The 14,926-nt window shown below is 58.1% G+C and carries 11 protein-coding genes and 1 pseudogene; 6 read left to right on the top strand and 6 right to left on the bottom strand.

Going from position 1 to position 14,926, the window contains the following annotated elements; all coding sequences use genetic code 11:
- Window positions 1-870, bottom strand: a complete 870-nt coding sequence (locus HMPREF1261_RS00125; protein ID WP_023029520.1) for an aminodeoxychorismate lyase — start codon at window positions 868-870, stop codon at window positions 1-3.
- A 30-nt stretch (window positions 871-900) separates the two neighbouring features.
- Between HMPREF1261_RS00125 and HMPREF1261_RS00130 the strand changes: the two genes are divergently transcribed.
- Entirely contained in the window at window positions 901-1,965 is a 1,065-nt protein-coding gene (locus HMPREF1261_RS00130; protein ID WP_023029521.1) for a folate-binding protein YgfZ, read from the top strand.
- A gap of 141 nt (window positions 1,966-2,106) precedes the next feature.
- The gene (locus tag HMPREF1261_RS00135) at window positions 2,107-2,304 is read left to right on the top strand and encodes a DUF3073 domain-containing protein (protein ID WP_023023830.1); all 198 of its coding nucleotides are present in this window, start codon (window positions 2,107-2,109) and stop codon (window positions 2,302-2,304) included.
- Between the two features lie 66 nt (window positions 2,305-2,370).
- Here HMPREF1261_RS00135 and purM read toward each other — a convergent pair whose 3' ends face one another.
- Genes purM through HMPREF1261_RS00150 form a run of 3 tightly spaced genes read right to left on the bottom strand, consistent with a single transcriptional unit; the run spans window position 2,371 to window position 5,360 of the window.
- Window positions 2,371-3,423: a phosphoribosylformylglycinamidine cyclo-ligase gene (purM, locus tag HMPREF1261_RS00140; protein WP_005284632.1), complete on the bottom strand. Its 1,053-nt coding sequence runs from the start codon at window positions 3,421-3,423 to the stop codon at window positions 2,371-2,373.
- A gap of 25 nt (window positions 3,424-3,448) precedes the next feature.
- Window positions 3,449-4,945, bottom strand: a complete 1,497-nt coding sequence (gene purF / locus HMPREF1261_RS00145) for an amidophosphoribosyltransferase (RefSeq protein WP_005284635.1) — start codon at window positions 4,943-4,945, stop codon at window positions 3,449-3,451.
- A 10-nt stretch (window positions 4,946-4,955) separates the two neighbouring features.
- Window positions 4,956-5,360 (bottom strand): sterol carrier family protein, encoded by a 405-nt coding sequence (locus HMPREF1261_RS00150; protein ID WP_023029522.1) that lies wholly within the window; start codon window positions 5,358-5,360, stop codon window positions 4,956-4,958.
- 33 nt (window positions 5,361-5,393) lie between these two features.
- On the opposite strand from HMPREF1261_RS00150, the gene HMPREF1261_RS00155 reads away from it, so the two are divergent.
- The 4 genes from HMPREF1261_RS00155 to HMPREF1261_RS12180 all read left to right on the top strand — a co-directional run bounded on the left by HMPREF1261_RS00155 (window position 5,394) and on the right by HMPREF1261_RS12180 (window position 8,832).
- Window positions 5,394-6,404, top strand: coding sequence for an acyl-CoA thioesterase (locus HMPREF1261_RS00155; RefSeq protein WP_023029523.1), 1,011 nt, complete (start codon window positions 5,394-5,396; stop codon window positions 6,402-6,404).
- Window positions 6,405-6,493: 89 nt separating this feature from the next.
- Complete coding sequence (locus tag HMPREF1261_RS00160; RefSeq protein ID WP_023029524.1) at window positions 6,494-7,714, top strand: asparaginase; 1,221 nt, start codon at window positions 6,494-6,496, stop codon at window positions 7,712-7,714.
- Between the two features lie 38 nt (window positions 7,715-7,752).
- Complete coding sequence (locus tag HMPREF1261_RS00165; protein ID WP_023029525.1) at window positions 7,753-8,358, top strand: Panacea domain-containing protein; 606 nt, start codon at window positions 7,753-7,755, stop codon at window positions 8,356-8,358.
- Window positions 8,359-8,364: 6 nt separating this feature from the next.
- Window positions 8,365-8,832, top strand: a complete 468-nt coding sequence (locus tag HMPREF1261_RS12180) for a type II toxin-antitoxin system death-on-curing family toxin (RefSeq protein WP_084538489.1) — start codon at window positions 8,365-8,367, stop codon at window positions 8,830-8,832.
- Window positions 8,833-9,066: 234 nt separating this feature from the next.
- On the opposite strand, the gene HMPREF1261_RS00170 is transcribed toward HMPREF1261_RS12180, so the two are convergent.
- Together HMPREF1261_RS00170 and HMPREF1261_RS00175 are read right to left on the bottom strand one after the other, a co-directional pair.
- The gene (locus tag HMPREF1261_RS00170) at window positions 9,067-9,798 is read right to left on the bottom strand and encodes a hemolysin III family protein (RefSeq protein WP_034657776.1); all 732 of its coding nucleotides are present in this window, start codon (window positions 9,796-9,798) and stop codon (window positions 9,067-9,069) included.
- 95 nt (window positions 9,799-9,893) lie between these two features.
- Window positions 9,894-14,896: pseudogene (locus HMPREF1261_RS00175) on the bottom strand (DEAD/DEAH box helicase).
- Window positions 14,897-14,926: the final 30 nt, after the last annotated feature.

Genomic DNA, 14,926 nt, shown 5'->3' on the forward strand with positions numbered 1-14,926 from the left:
CTAGGCCCCTAGCGCGGCATCGATAAGCCCCCGGATTTCTTCCTCGTTATCCGGGGCTTTTAACGTTTTCTCATTCAGCTTGGTCACCCGCACCGCCACGCGCACGGACGAGACCAGCCACACCGAATCGGACTTTTCTAAGTACTCCACCGTCAGCGGCTTGGCCTTGCAGCGATAGCCGCGGTCCTGGGCGTAATCAAAGAGCGCGGCCTGCGTGGTACCGGGCAAAATGCCGCGGCCGGCGGCGGTGCGCAGCTTTTTTCCCCGCACCGCCACCACGGTAGAGGTAGCGCCCTCTAAGATTTCGCCGGTATCTGGATCCGTCAGGATGAGATCGTCGTAGCCCTTGTCCTTGGCCATGCGCAGCATCGCCATCGTCGCGGCGTAGTTCAGCGTCTTGGCCGGTAGCTCTTCGGCCACGTGCCACAGGCGCGGGCTCGTCAGGACGGTGACGCCGGTGGTGCGTTGGTGAAGAGGGACATCGCCAAGCGGCTGCACCGTCACCCACGCGGTGGGCACGCCGGTCGAAGCCCGGCCGCGGGTATACGTCCAGGTGCATTTGGCATCGGGATGATCGGCATCGGTACCGCAATAATCCGCGATCGCCAGCCGGGTCGCCTCCTCCCACTTGTGCATCGGCGGTTCCGGTAAATCGAGCGCCCGCGCCGAATCGCGAAAGCGCTGCGCGTGGCGGGCGAGGTTGGCAGCCTTGCCGCCGCGGACCAGAAGCGATTCAAAGATGCCATCGCTGCGGGTCACGGCGGCATCATCAGCATAAACCAGCGGCAGGGAGGGCGAATGCTTGCGCACCGACCCACCAAAGGGTTCCACGACGTAGATGACCGGCTCTTTTCGCGGGGAGGGTTTCATAGACTCGATTATGCCCTACCATCGGTAGATGTGAGTTATTCTTCGCCACTTCTTCAACGCGCCGGTGCCGCCGAGCACCAGGACGCGACTGTACTCGATACCCAAGGTGTGGCCTGGCACTATGGCAATCCCCTCGGGGAACAGCGTGCGGCCGAGACCGGGACCATCGCCATCGACCGCTCGCAGCGCCGCGCGCTGCGTGTCAGCGGGGCGGATGCGCCGGGATTTCTTAATAACCTGCTCACGCAGAAGCTTGACGATGCCCCCTCCGGCTTCTCCGCCGGCGCCCTCGACCTAGATATCCAGGGTCACATTTTGCACCACATGGATATCACCCGCGCGGGCGAGGACTTCTACCTCGATCTGCCCGCCGCGCAGTTCGAATCCGCCCAGGACTTTTTGACCAAGATGGTCTTCTGGTCCGAGGTCACGGTCGAGGAAGCCGATATCGCCATCGTGACATTGCTGGGTGAGGCCGATATTCCTACCCCACCCACCGTGGTCTTTTCCCGCGAGGTGCAATGGCCGGGAATCAAGCGCGTTGACTTGGGCTTTCCGCGCGAACAGTTGGTGGAATCCATGGCCGCCCTGGAGGCCGAGGGCGCGCGGCTTGCCGGGCTCATGGCCTTTACCGCCGAGCGCGTGCGCGCCCGCGAGCCGGAGCTTGCCGCCGATTTGGATAAGAAATCCATCCCGCACGAGGTTCCGCAGTGGATTAGCCGCAGCGATGCCGATCCCGCCCACGTGCACCTGAATAAGGGCTGCTACCGCGGCCAGGAAACCGTGGCGCGCGTGGAGAACCTGGGCCGCTCTCCCCGCCTCTTGGTGCTCCTCCACTTGGACGGATCCGCGCCGGAGCGGCCGAATGTGGGCGATGACATTTCATTTAATGGACGTAAGGTAGGTCGCATCGGCACCATCGTGGATGACTGCGATTTCGGCCCCATCGCCTTAGGTCTAGTCAAGCGTTCTGCGCTAGATGCAGGCACATTGGATATCGGCGATACCGCGGCGTCGATCGATGCGTCCTCCATCCCCGAAGATGAGGGACCCAAGGCCGGGCGCGAGGCGGTAAACCGGCTGCGCGGGCGGTAGATTTTCCACTCATCGGGGGGCCGGTGCGGAATTTTTTCGTCACACGCGCTATTGTGTCTTACAGGAAGATACACAATTGACAAGCCGATGGGGCGCCCAAGAATCCCTGGAGCGCCCTACTAGCCCAAGGGGGTCATGCACATGGGACGCGGACGCGCTAAGGCAAAGCAGACCAAAGTTGCACGCCAGCTCAAGTACAACTCACCCGAGATGGATATCGAGTCCCTTCAGCGGGAACTCGCTGCTCAGCAGGAGGGTGACTCCCACGACTACGAAGAGGATGATCCCTACGCCGAGTATGTCGACGAATGGGATGAGGACAACGACGACGAGCGCTAATCTTCCGCTCGCCGGATAAATCCACAAAAGGCCTTAGGTTTTTAACCTAAGGCCTTCCTCTTGTACCTAGAAGTTTGAGTGCTCGCCGTGCATGATAACGCGCGGTTCTTCGCCGTCTGCTTCGCGGACGCTGCCCAGCTCCCACGCGTCGATGTGGCGGGCGGTAAGCATGGCCAAAGCGCGGTCGCGGTCCTCTGGGTTAACCACGGCAATCATGCCCACGCCCATGTTGAAGGTCTTTTCCATCTCCGCCAGTTCGACCTTGCCCATGGAGGAGATGAGCTTGAAGATCTGGCCTGGATTCCACGTGGAGCGGTTAACCTCGGCGCTCAATCCCTCTGGGATAACGCGCTCCAGGTTGCCGGCCAACCCGCCGCCGGTGACGTGACAGAAGGTGGATACGGAGCATTCCTGTGCCAGCGCCAGGCACTCTTTGGCGTAGATGCGGGTGGGTTCCAAAAGCTCCTCGCCTAGCGGGCGGCCGAGCTCTTCCACATAACCATCCAACGGCATACCCGCCTGCTCCAGCAGGACGTGGCGCGCGAGCGAATAGCCATTGGAGTGCAGCCCGGACGAGCCCATGGCGATGAGCACATCGCCCTCACGCACATTGTCTGGGCCCAGCACGCCATCAGCCTCAACCACGCCGACGGCGGTGGCGGAGACATCGTATTCATTCTCCCCCATCATGCCTGGGTGTTCGGCGGTCTCTCCGCCAAGCAGCGCAGCACCTGCCTGCACGCAGCCCTCGGCAATGCCCTTGACTACCTCGGCTACCTTTTCCGGCACGACCTTGCCCACGGCGATGTAATCCTGCAGGAATAGCGGCTCGGCGCCGCAGACGACTAGGTCATCGACGCACATGGCCACCAGATCGATGCCGATAGTGTCGTGCTTATCCATGGCCTGCGCCACGGCGAGCTTTGTGCCCACGCCATCGGAGCCGGCGGCGAGGATGGGTTCCTTGTAGTCGCCCAGTTTGAATAGCCCCGCAAAGCCGCCGAGGCCGCCCATGACCTCTGGGCGGGTGGCGCGCTTGGCGTGTGGGGCAAACAGGCTAACCGCGCGGTCGCCCTCTTCGATATTGACGCCGGCTGCGGCGTAGGTGTTGTCACTCATGTTTTTGAAAGTTCCTTAGAAGTTTTTATTGGGTTCCGAGCAGGGTGCGCACGGCATCGGCATTGGGGTTTCCGGCGGGAAGGCCAAGGGGGTACTCGCCGGAGAAGCAGGCGGTGCACAGCTCGGAGCGAGGCTGCTCGGTGGCGGCGACCATTTCATCGATGGAGACAAAGCCCAAAGAATCAGCGCCGATGGTCTCGCAGATGGTGGAGCAAATCTCGTCCGGATCATCGGACGGGCTGGCGTTGGCAATCAGCTCGCCGGGCGAGGCAAAGTCGATGCCATAAAAGCACGGCCACTTCACCGGCGGGGAGGCGATGCGCACGTGGACCTCGGCGGCGCCGGCCTCGCGCAACATGCGGATGAGCGCGTGCTGGGTATTGCCGCGCACGATGGAATCATCCACCACGACGAGCTTCTTGCCGTCGATGACCTCGCGCAGTGGGTTGAGCTTTAGCCGGATGCCCAGCTGGCGCAGCGTCTGCGTGGGCTGAATAAAAGTGCGGCCCACATACGCGTTTTTCACCAGGCCGTGGGCGAAGGTGAGGCCGGATTCGCGGGCGTAGCCCACCGCGGCCGGGTTGCCGGATTCCGGCACGGGGATGACCAGGTCCGCATCCTCCACCGGGTATTCGCGGGCCAGGCGGCGGCCGATCTCCACGCGGGAGGCGTTGACCGAGCGGCCCTTGATATCGCTATCCGGGCGGGCCAGGTAGACGTATTCGAAAACGCAGCCGCTGCGCTTGGCGGGCGCGAAATTTTCAGAGCGGATGCCGGCCTCATCGATGGCAACGAGCTCGCCCGGCTCGATCTCGCGAATAAATTGCGCGCCGCAGATATCCAGCGCGCAGGTTTCGGAGGCGACGACCCAGCCCTTGGCCAGCCGGCCCAGGACCAGCGGGCGCACGCCCTGCGGGTCGCGCGCGGCGTACATGGTGTGGCCATCGGTAAAGGTCAAGCAGAATGCGCCCTTGACCCGCGGTAGGAGCTCGCGGGCGGAGTCGAAGACGGAGGTGGTCTCATCGACGCCATCGGCAAGCAGCATGGACAAGCACATCGAGTCAGAAACCGACTCCTCGTGCGGCTTAATCAGGCCGCGTTCGACGGCCTCTGCGCGCAGCTCGAGGTAATTGACCAGGTTGCCGTTGTGGCCCAGGGCAATGTCCACGCCCGTAGAGGAGGTGGAAAACATCGGCTGCACATTGGACCATTCCTTGCCGCCGGCCGTGGAATAGCGCGTGTGGCCCACCGCCACGTTGCCAGTCAAGGCAGAAAGGGTCGATTCATCGAAAATATTGGCCACCAGGCCCATGTCTTTGAAGACGACGATGCGGTCATCATCGCCCACCGCAATGCCGGCGGCTTCTTGGCCGCGGTGCTGGAGAGCAAAAAGGCCAAAGTAGGTAAGTTTGGAGACTTCCTCCCCGGGAGCCCAGACGCCAAAGACGCCACACTCTTCGCGGGGTTCCTCCTCGTTATGATCGTCAAGGTCAGTGATACTAGGAGTATGTACTTCTACCACGGCGTTTATATTAGCGCGTTGGGCCGTCGAAAACTAACGGAATGATGGGAAGCCACTGTGCAATCTCCCCTGAACGCGACCCGGAAGCATCGACGCGACCTGTGTTTTTAACCTCGTCCCAGTCCGTGACACCGGTGGCCAAACGCAGCCAGGTCTCCGCATCCATTTCCACCACATTGGGTGGGGTGCCGCGCGTGTGGCGGGGGCCTTCAATGCACTGCACCGCAACAAATGGGGGTACGCGCAGCTCCACCGAGTGCCCCGGCGCGTCGGCCTCGAGGGTGCGGGCGGTGCGACGGACGGCATCGGCAAGCAGGGCCCTGCCTGGCTTTTGTTGCCCGTCCGGGTCCTGAATCCAATCCTTGATGGCGATTATGGCCGCGCGCGTGGCGGCGGGATCTACGGGTTTAGGCATAGCCACAGCATAGCTACTGTTATCTTATTGTTTATGTCACCTACTGACGCTGCTGCGGAAACCCAGAAGTCCCCTACCCTGACGCTGCGCTTTATGGCATCGCCAACCGATGTCACCATGGCCGGCGCCCCCGGCATCAATGGCGGGCGCGTGCTGGAATGGATCGATAAGGCCGCCTACGCCTGCGCCGTGCAGTGGTCCGGGCAGTACTGCGTGACCGCCTATGTGGGCCATATCCACTTCACCCGGCCCATTCCCTCCGGGCACATCGTGGAGGTGCGCTCGCGCATCGCGATGACCGGCCGGTCTTCCATGCACATCATCAACGAGGTGCTGTCTGCCGATCCCCGCGAGGGAATTTTCACCCGCGCCTGCGATTGCCTGGTCATCTTCGTGGCCAAGGATCCCGAAAGCGATAAGACCACCCCGGTTCCCACCTTCGTGCCGGATACCGATGAGCACCTGCGCGTGGCCGAGGCCGCGAAATCCCGCATCGAGCTGCGCAAGGCCATCGAGCTGGAGATGGACAAGCAAACCTACGATGGGCCTTCCGATGCCCCACGGATGGTCAACCGCTTTTTGGCCAAGCCCACCGACGTCAACTGGGGCGGCAAGGTGCACGGCGGCACCGCGATGCAGTGGATCGATGAGGCCGGCACCGCCTGCACCATGGAGTGGTCCGGTGAGCGCACCGTGGCCGTCTATGCCGGCGGTATCCGCTTTTATCGACCCATTTCCATCGGGGATCTCATTGAGGTCGATGCCCGCATGATGCGCACCGACCGCCGCTCGATGCAGATGTCAGTGCACGTGCGCTCCGGCGATCCGCGCGGCGGCCGCGACAATTTAAAGACCGCCATCCACGCCACCGTGGCCTATATTGGCATGGACCGCGATGGGCAGCCGATGACCGCACGCACCTTCACCCCGCAGACCGAGGAAGACATCCGCTTGGCCGAACACGCCAATATCTTGCGCGAACTGCGCGGCGAGTACTCCCCTAAGCCGCTCATTGTGGCACCGCACAGCCAACACGTGGATTAAATTTCCAACAGATTTTCTATTGCGTGGCGCTTATACCCTAGCGTGGTATTAAATAGGTAACAGAAACCACGTTAGAGAAATGAGTTGAAATGTCTAACCCACGCCTGCGCCGCAGGGTGCAGTACTCCGCCACATTAGTTGCCTCCGCGCTGCTGCTGGCCTCCTGCCAGAACCCGGCCAATCAGGAGGATAAAGATGAGGCTTCGGCTACACCGACGACCACCTCTTCTTCTACCTCCGCGGAAAAGACCTCAGAAGCATCTTCCACGGCATCGAGTTCTAGTTCCGCTACCAGCTCCAGTAGCGCCAGCAGCTCCGCCACAAGCTCTTCCACCAAATCAAGCAGCTCCCACGCCAAGCAGCGCTCCGAAATCGAGGGGCATGTGGTGGTGCTTTCTACCGGCGGCACCATCGCCAGCACCCACGATGACAAGGGCGCGGTGGTGCCCACCGTAAAGGGCTCTGACTTGGTGGACCCGCTGTACTCTGAGTTCGACAAAGACAAGTTGGAGCTTGAGGTCAAAGACATTGCCAACCTGGATTCATCTGCGATGACCTTGGCCGATACCGATAAAATCATCACCGCCGTACACGAGCAGCTACAGCGCAATGACGTCGATGGCGTAATCGTCACCCACGGCACCGATTCCATGGAAGAGACCGCCATTGCGCTCGATACTTTCCACGACAGCGATAAGCCTGTCGTACTCACCGGTGCAATGCGCCCGTTCGATGACGATGATCCAGACGGCCCAGAAAACCTCGCTACCGCGGTAGAGACTGTCACCAACCCGGACTATGCCGGCCACGGCGCATTCATCGCCTTTGACGGTAAAGTTATCCCCGCCCGCGGCGCGTTCAAATCTGATACGGAAAAGGCCGTTGGCTTTGCTACCAATAGCCAGGAGAAATTCCCAGAACGCCCCGAGCCGCTGAAGTACGCTCCGCTTGGCGATGTCCGCGTGGACATCATCGCCGCCTACCCCGGCGCCCCAGCGGATCTCATTGAACAATCCTTGGCCAAGGGCGCGCAGGCCATCGTCATTGAGGGCATGGGTTCAGGGAATATCGGCCCCGATCTGGCTAATGCCGCCATGGAAGCTGCCAAGTCCGTTCCCGTCGTGCTCACTACCCGCGTGGATCACGGACCCGTCGAGGGTATCTACGGCGGCGCCGGTGGCGGTGCCACGCTTGCCGATGCCGGAGTTATCCCCTCCGGCAACCTCCGTGCACCCCAGGCCCGCATACTGCTCGCAGCCGCGGTTGCCACGGGAACGGATGCACAGAAGCTCTTTTCTCCTGCAGGATAAGGCCGTATACTTTAGCGCGACGCTGAAAGGAGGAGAGCATGGCAGACATTTTCGACGTTGGACAGTACATCACTGAGCGCATTCCCAACGTGGACAAGCTCAAGCTGAACAAGCTGTGCTACTTCTCCCAAGGCTGGCATCTGGCGTGGACGGGTCGCCCATTATTCCAGGCGGAGTTTCAAGCGTGGCGGCACGGCCCTGTTTCCAGCGAGCTGCGCGCTCAAACCTGGCAGGTAGCAGGGACCAAAGAGCCCTGGCCAGTCCCCTATGTTCCCGGTGGTCAGTCCGACAATCTCAGCACATACGAACGCGAAGTCGTAGATAGCATCATCGCATTTTACGGCGGAGTTAAATCAACCAAGCTTTCTGATTTGAGTCATGGCCTTGCCTGGAACGAGGCCCGCCGGGGCATCCCGAAAGACCAGAAGTCTAACGAGAAGCTTCGCACAACGACCATCCTCCAAGAATTTTCCCAAGCGATAAACTCCCACAATCCCACCCCACGACCTCCGCTACAACCAGCAGAAGTTCTTTTGCCTAATGTTGACCTCGACGGAGACGTGGATGAACTCTTAGCCTCGCCGCAGGCCAAGGAAATCGAACAGGACTGGTGGGAGACTTTCCGGATATTGGCGGACCGATAAACAGGCATGCCGTCTGAAAACAAAGGACCAACGGACGAGGAAAAAGTCGCAGACTTCCTCGTCCGTACTGCATGTAGTTTGAATAAGCAATGCGAAAATCGAGTAGAGGGAAACAATCACGTTCACGCCTACTCGGGCTACGCAGTTGATATGCCATCTCTCGAATCCGCGATTTTTGCACCATTTCAAGTCATTATGGGCCAAGAGCGCCGCCCAGGTATATATGACCGAGCAGCCGCGTTACTAGTTCATGTAGCTAAGGCGCATGCGTTTCACGATGGAAACAAACGCACTGCTCTACATTTAGCCATCTTTTATTTAAGACTGAACGGAATTACCGTTCGCCCAACACCGAATGCAGAAGCGGGAGCAGATCTCGTAATTTCTGTTACGAGTTCTGAAGAAGATTTGGATGCCCTCGTGGACTATGTCAGCACCACATTAATAAAGTGGACAACGCTCAATCGGGGCTAGGCTATTTGTTTCTCATTCCCCACGAGAATTCAAATATCCTGTCTGCCTGGCGCTGCACACTCAAAAGTCTAAGGCGCACCGCACGAAAAGCACCGGAAGCGGGTCTAAAAAGATTAGCCATTGGGGCTAATGCAACCCAGTTTTAAAACACGAACTCTACATATCTGGGTGAGTGAATTTTAAGGTGAGCCTGCAGAGAGAAATCGTCCGATTCTTCAGAACATGAACTGCGAGCTAGCCAGCGCCAACGACGACTTGCCACACTGCCACGAGATGCACCACCGCCGCCGCGATGGTCGCGGTGTGGAAGTGCTCGTGATAGCCGTAGTAGCGCGCGTTGCGCCCAGGCCACTTAAATCCATAGACCAGCGCGCCCACGGAGTAGACCACTCCGCCGGCCAGCAATAGCCAGACCACTGCCGCGCCGGCATCGCTCCACAGCGTGGGCAGTAGCGGCAGCACCAACCAGCCCAACGCCAGGTAAACCACAACGTCGAGCCACCGCGGGTGCTCAATCCACACCAGGCTCAATATCACGCCCAAAATCGCACCCGCCCACGCAATGGCCAGCATCCACGCGGCCTGAACTGGGGATAACGCAATCAAACACAGCGGGGTGTACGTGGCGGCAATAAACACCGCAATCGTGGCGTGGTCCGCTCGCCGCCACCACTGCACCGCCCGGGGACTAGCCCACGGATAGCGGTGATACAGCGCCGAGACTCCAAAAAGCCCCACCAGCCCTAATCCATAAACGGTAACGCCCAGGCCCTGCCACCAGTGCAGCGTCATCCACGCATACGTGATGAGCACGGTAGAGGCGATCACCGATAGCAACGCCGCCAGCGCATGACCCCATCCACGGGTCAGCGGCCGCTCGCCACGATCCGCCATCCAATAGGTGCGCTGCACCAAGCCTTCTTTCAAGGGATGCTCCCCCGCCTCTTTTGTTCCTTCAGCATGCATCTGAGCCACAGCGATACTTCTTTCTCCCACCAGAGCTAAGTTACGTTACCGTAAGTGTACTGAGAGGAATAAAGAGCTTCAAGGAAAAGGAGAATCTAATCCTTTTCGCCCGAATCCAGTCCATCTACGATCCGCACGGTTTCCATAGCTACACGCGTGACCTTGCCAATCAAATCGACGATATAGCGCGGGTTGCCTACCTCATCGGCCCAATCATTCGGGTCGTTCACAATTCCGGAAGCCTTGTCCTTCTTTACCTGGTACCGGTCAATCAACCAGGCCACTGCCGAGCGTGAGCCCAGCATGTACTGGTCCGCTTCCGCCGGAATACCTGAAATGGTCACTTGCTTGTTGTAGATCAGCTTCGTCACGTCATTGACGTTCTTGCCTGTTTCCGGATCCTTGCGCTTGGCCCACTTCATCTTGTGCACGCGCCAAGTCTCGCGGTCAGACTCATCACCCTTGACCTGAATATCCAACGGCCACGGTTCTACGGATTCGTAGTCCACGTGCAGTGCCATCAGTTCTTTGCCAGCCGCAGCAAACTTATCGAACTCCGCACGCGAAGATGGCGTTTCGATATGCGGCAACATCTTCTTCAAATCCGCCGCGTACTGAGCACGGTAAGCAGGGTCATGCAGTTTGCCATAGACAAAGTGGAAGATGTCATCACCGGATGCATCACTGCCCAGTGCATCTCGGTAAATCTGCTTAATCTCATCCGTAATGTTGTCTACGCGCACATACCCATCAACAACCTCACCGACCTGACCATAGACACTGGCTTCGCCCTGCTTGACGACGTTCCCTTCACCGAACAGACCACCGTCCTCTGCATCGACTGGGGTCCAGGTGAAGCGGGTAAAGAATTGGCCGCCCGAGCCTGCGCCAGTCACATGTAGATCTGGGAGTAGGGACGTTGCAATTACAGAAAAAGGCACAGCGGAACCATTACCCACTTGATAAAAACCGATATTGGAGTGCTCTGATGTCGGGAACATCGAGGGTAATTGGTACCGAGAGTGATTTAGTAACGCGCCGAAACTTGACTGCTGTTTGCAAAACGGACGATAGAGAGCTAAGCGATAGTCCTTATCCGATCGCCTGATTGAGCGCCCTGCGGCCGCAGCGGTCTCAAGACTCACCGACCACTTTATTTTCACTGGATCGGCAAAATTTATAGCGCTGCTTTTTAAAAACTCGATAAATTCTGCACGCTTCTTCTTGACTGGGTTGAATTTGTGAAACTCGTCTTTAGCGGTGACATATTCTGAAATGATCGAATCAAACCGGTTCGATAGTGTCTCGAACGAAAAATTATAGTTCCATGCATCTCTTCCCGTTGCTAAACCACCAGACCCTATTCCAAAAATCTTTTTGGATCCTGAACCTTTTGCACTAATCTCGGGCCAAGTCTCGAATTCCACGGAGCGTTGATTAAGCCAGTCACCTTCTTTGTTCGGTTCGATGGTCTGCCAGTCAATGGTTTCAATCACGGAAGAATCGACGATCCCAAGCTTTTCTTCAGCGGTGAGATAGTCACCGATGTCTCGGTAGTGCAGCCGAAAGCCAGACTTAGAGGGATCTTTGATGCCGACCGCGATGGCTACAGTATTGCGGGACCCCGAACCGAAGACTTTTCCGCCTTCCTTTCGTGACTGTTCACCAGCAGTGCGCTGGTTGCCGCGCAAGTTAAAAATATAAAGGTCGGTGAAATCCTCGGCCATCGACAAGCGCACGCCGTCGCCTGAATTGCTATCTATCCAGCCGCCGTTGGAAACAAAGGCAACTATTCCTTTTGGGCCGATGCGGTCTGTTGCCCAACGAAATGCTCTCAAATAGGAGTCGTAAACCATGTGACTTACTCGAGCGTTACTCTTTGCCACATAGGTCTCCGCAATGCGCTTGTCTAGGCCGGGGTACTTCTGGTTGGCGTTGAGGTCGTTCGCAGACTTTTGTCCCGCAGAGTATGGCGGGTTGCCAATGACCACGTTGATGGGCGCATTCTTCTGCCGCTCGATGGTGGCGTTGTTTTCGCGGAAGATGTTGAGGTCTGGGATATCGCCATCTTCGTGGACTTGGAAGGTATCCGCTAAAGCGATGTTGGTGAAGGGTACATAGTCCGGAATTGGCTCACCGTTGCGTTGCGCGGCTTCCTCACGCAGGGCGTTGTAGGTAGTTTCGATATTGACGGCGGAGACGTAGTACGCCAGCAGCATGATCTCAGTGGCAAAAAGCTCGTTGGCATATTTGCGTGCCATATCTTCTGGTTTGATGAGCCCAGACTGCAATAAGCGCACCATAAACGTCGAGGTCCCGGCGAAGGGGTCGAGGATGCTCACGCCTTCATCGCTAAGCCCCTTGCCAAAGTGTTTTTGGGAGACCTCATCGGCAGCGCGCAGGATGAAGTCCACGATTTCCACCGGAGTGTAGACAATGCCGAGGGCTTCCGCTTGCTTCTTGAAAGCCTTGCGGAAGAAGCGCTCATACAGTTCCTTAATCACCTGCTGCTTACCGGAAGCAGAGGTTACCTCGGAAGCGCGCACGCGCACAGACTCGTAGAACTTTTCCAGCGATTCGGTCTCCGTATCCAAGTTCGCCTTCGATAAAGCTGCAACCATTTTCTCCATGACCTGCGCCACGGGGTTATGCGTGATGAAGTCATGGTTTTCAAATAGTGCGTTGAACACCGGTGCAGTAATCAGGTGTTGCGAGAGCATAGAGATGGCATCATCAGCCGAAATACCATCGTTCAAGTTATTGCGCAGGCCCTCAACAAACTCATCAAATTCTTGGCGCAGGTCCTCATCGGCGTTTTCTACCAGCGCGGTAATGCGGGTGATTTGGTTTTCTGCAATAGTGGCAACGTCATCGGCCCAGTCCTCCCAGTAGGTGCGGGTGCCGACCTTATCCACCAGCTTGGTATAGATGGCCTCTTGCCATTGTTCCAAAGAGAACAAGGCAATCTGCTGGGTCATCGCGGAAGAATCTTCAAAAGCCTCAGTGGACTTGGTACGTTCCGCATCCTCCAGCTTTTCTTTATCGCTTTTCTCCTTGTCACCAGGGACATGGTTGACATCAATGGGCAGTTCTTCTTGTGCGTTGGCTCCATTGAGCGCGATGGAATTAATCTTGGCGTTAAAGCGATCATCGTGTGCGCGCAACGCGTTAAGGATCTGCCAGACCACCTTGAAGCGCTGGTTATCATTGAGCGCCTCCGAGGGCGAGACATCTTGCGCGACGGCGACCGGCAAGATGATGTAGCCGTAGTCCTTGCCCGCAGATTTACGCATCACACGGCCCACGGATTGGACCACATCCACCATGGAATTGCGCGGGTTGAAAAAGATCACCGAGTCCAGCGCCGGTACATCCACGCCTTCCGAAAGGCACCGCGCGTTAGTCAGTATCCGGGCTTCGTTTTCTGCCGCAGGTGATTCGATCCATGACAACTTGGTGCCTCGCTCCATGGCGTTCATGCCGCCATCGACGTGCTGGGCAGCAACTTGGAGATCAACGTTGGTCAAGGAGACATCATTAAGCACCGCCTTATCCTTCAGCAGCTCCTGGTGAGTCCTAATCAGGGAAGGAAAGCTCTCCGCAATCTGGGTAGAGGTCTTAATGTCCTTGGCAAAGGCCACCGCGCGCTGCATGGGGTTGGCGTTTTCATCGAATCCACCCTTCTTTCCTTGCAGCTCACCAGAGCGCTTGGCCAAGCCATTCCACGCACCGATCATGGCGGAGGCAAGCGAGAGGTTGATCTGATTGTCTTCGCTATGGGCCATAGCGTTGGCAGCCACGGATTCATCAACGGTCATGACCAAGACTTTGTAATCCGTCAGCAGGCCCTTGTCCACGGCCTCGCCAAAGCCCAGCCGGTAGAACTCGGGACCGTAAATGCCCTCATCGTCCATGGAAGTGAGCTCGGCAGAGTGCTCGGCAGCCTTGCCTTTTACGGCGTCATCGAAAAGCCGCGGCGTTGCAGTCATGTACAAACGCTTAGAGGCCTTGATGTAGTCCGCGTCGTGCACGCGCACGAAGTTACTGGAATCCTCGCCGGCCAGGGTGATGCCGGTGGTGCGGTGGGCCTCATCACAAATGACCAGGTCAAAGTCATCTAGGCCATGCTGCTGTGCCTCGTGCACTGCTGGCAAGGATTGATAGGTGGAAAAGACGATATTGAGCCCCTTGGCGCGCTTTCCAGACGCAAAACGCCGCGCAATATCCGCGCCCTCAGTAGAGACGGGGACTTCCAAGTCATAGACCGCAATGTCTTCGGCCTTTTTAGATACCTTCGAGTCCGAGCACACCGCGAAGGCGCGCATATCAAGGTGCCCCTGCGCCGTCCATTCCTTCAGCGTCTGCGAAAGCAGCGAGATAGAAGGGACTAGGAACAGGATGCGAGCCTTGCCCCCCCCCAATCTTCTGCCACTCGCTCCGCGAGGCGCAGCGCAGTAAACGTCTTACCGGTACCGCAAGCCATGATGAGCTTGCCGCGGTCATGGGTCTGAAATCCCTCGATGGCCTTGTCAATGGCCGTTTGCTGGTGTGGGCGCGGCTCAAAGGTCTTGCGCTGCGAGAGGTTGATTTGGATGTTTTTATCCTGCACCTCAGAGCCTGGGAAGGCGACGTCCCAGTTAATGGGCGATTCCGCGATGGCAGAAATACCAATGCGGCTGGTGGGGATAATCTGGTTGGCCAATGCTTCCTCGGCGTGCGAGGACCAGTGGTCCGTGGTGGAAATGATCATCCGGCTGCCGAAATGCTCGCGGCCATGTTCCGTTTCAAAGGAATGCCCCGAGGCCTCAAAGAAAGAGTCCAGGTGCGATTTCTGGATGCGGGCAGTGGACGCATAGAACTTGCACTGGATAGCGGTCCACGTCCCGTCATCGCGGCGGCGAGCTACCAAGTCAATCCCGGTATCGGCCTTGCCACCGTTATAGCGCCAGTCAGTCCACCGGCTGACCTCATCAAACTGTGCCTTGAGAGTGGGATCAGTCTGAAAATAATTGACCATCAGCTTTTCAAAAGCGATACCATACTTCGCCTTTGGTTGGTTTTCGCGCAGCTGTTCCAGGACCTCAGAGAACTTTGACATAGGAACATTATGCCTGAGGGGGCTTCAGGT

The organism is Corynebacterium sp. KPL1818 (assembly GCF_000478135.1).
Taxonomy (GTDB): Bacteria; Actinomycetota; Actinomycetes; order Mycobacteriales; family Mycobacteriaceae; genus Corynebacterium; species Corynebacterium accolens.

Coding starts and splice junctions, on each gene's coding strand:
- HMPREF1261_RS00160 (WP_023029524.1), top strand. CDS start 6,494: ATGTCTAACCCACGCCTGCGCCGCAGGGTGCAGTACTCCGCCACATTA.
- HMPREF1261_RS00150 (WP_023029522.1), bottom strand. CDS start 5,360: ATGCCTAAACCCGTAGATCCCGCCGCCACGCGCGCGGCCATAATCGCC.
- purM (WP_005284632.1), bottom strand. CDS start 3,423: ATGAGTGACAACACCTACGCCGCAGCCGGCGTCAATATCGAAGAGGGC.
- HMPREF1261_RS00165 (WP_023029525.1), top strand. CDS start 7,753: ATGGCAGACATTTTCGACGTTGGACAGTACATCACTGAGCGCATTCCC.
- HMPREF1261_RS00135 (WP_023023830.1), top strand. CDS start 2,107: ATGGGACGCGGACGCGCTAAGGCAAAGCAGACCAAAGTTGCACGCCAG.
- HMPREF1261_RS00170 (WP_034657776.1), bottom strand. CDS start 9,798: ATGCATGCTGAAGGAACAAAAGAGGCGGGGGAGCATCCCTTGAAAGAA.
- HMPREF1261_RS12180 (WP_084538489.1), top strand. CDS start 8,365: ATGCCGTCTGAAAACAAAGGACCAACGGACGAGGAAAAAGTCGCAGAC.
- HMPREF1261_RS00125 (WP_023029520.1), bottom strand. CDS start 870: ATGAAACCCTCCCCGCGAAAAGAGCCGGTCATCTACGTCGTGGAACCC.
- HMPREF1261_RS00155 (WP_023029523.1), top strand. CDS start 5,394: ATGTCACCTACTGACGCTGCTGCGGAAACCCAGAAGTCCCCTACCCTG.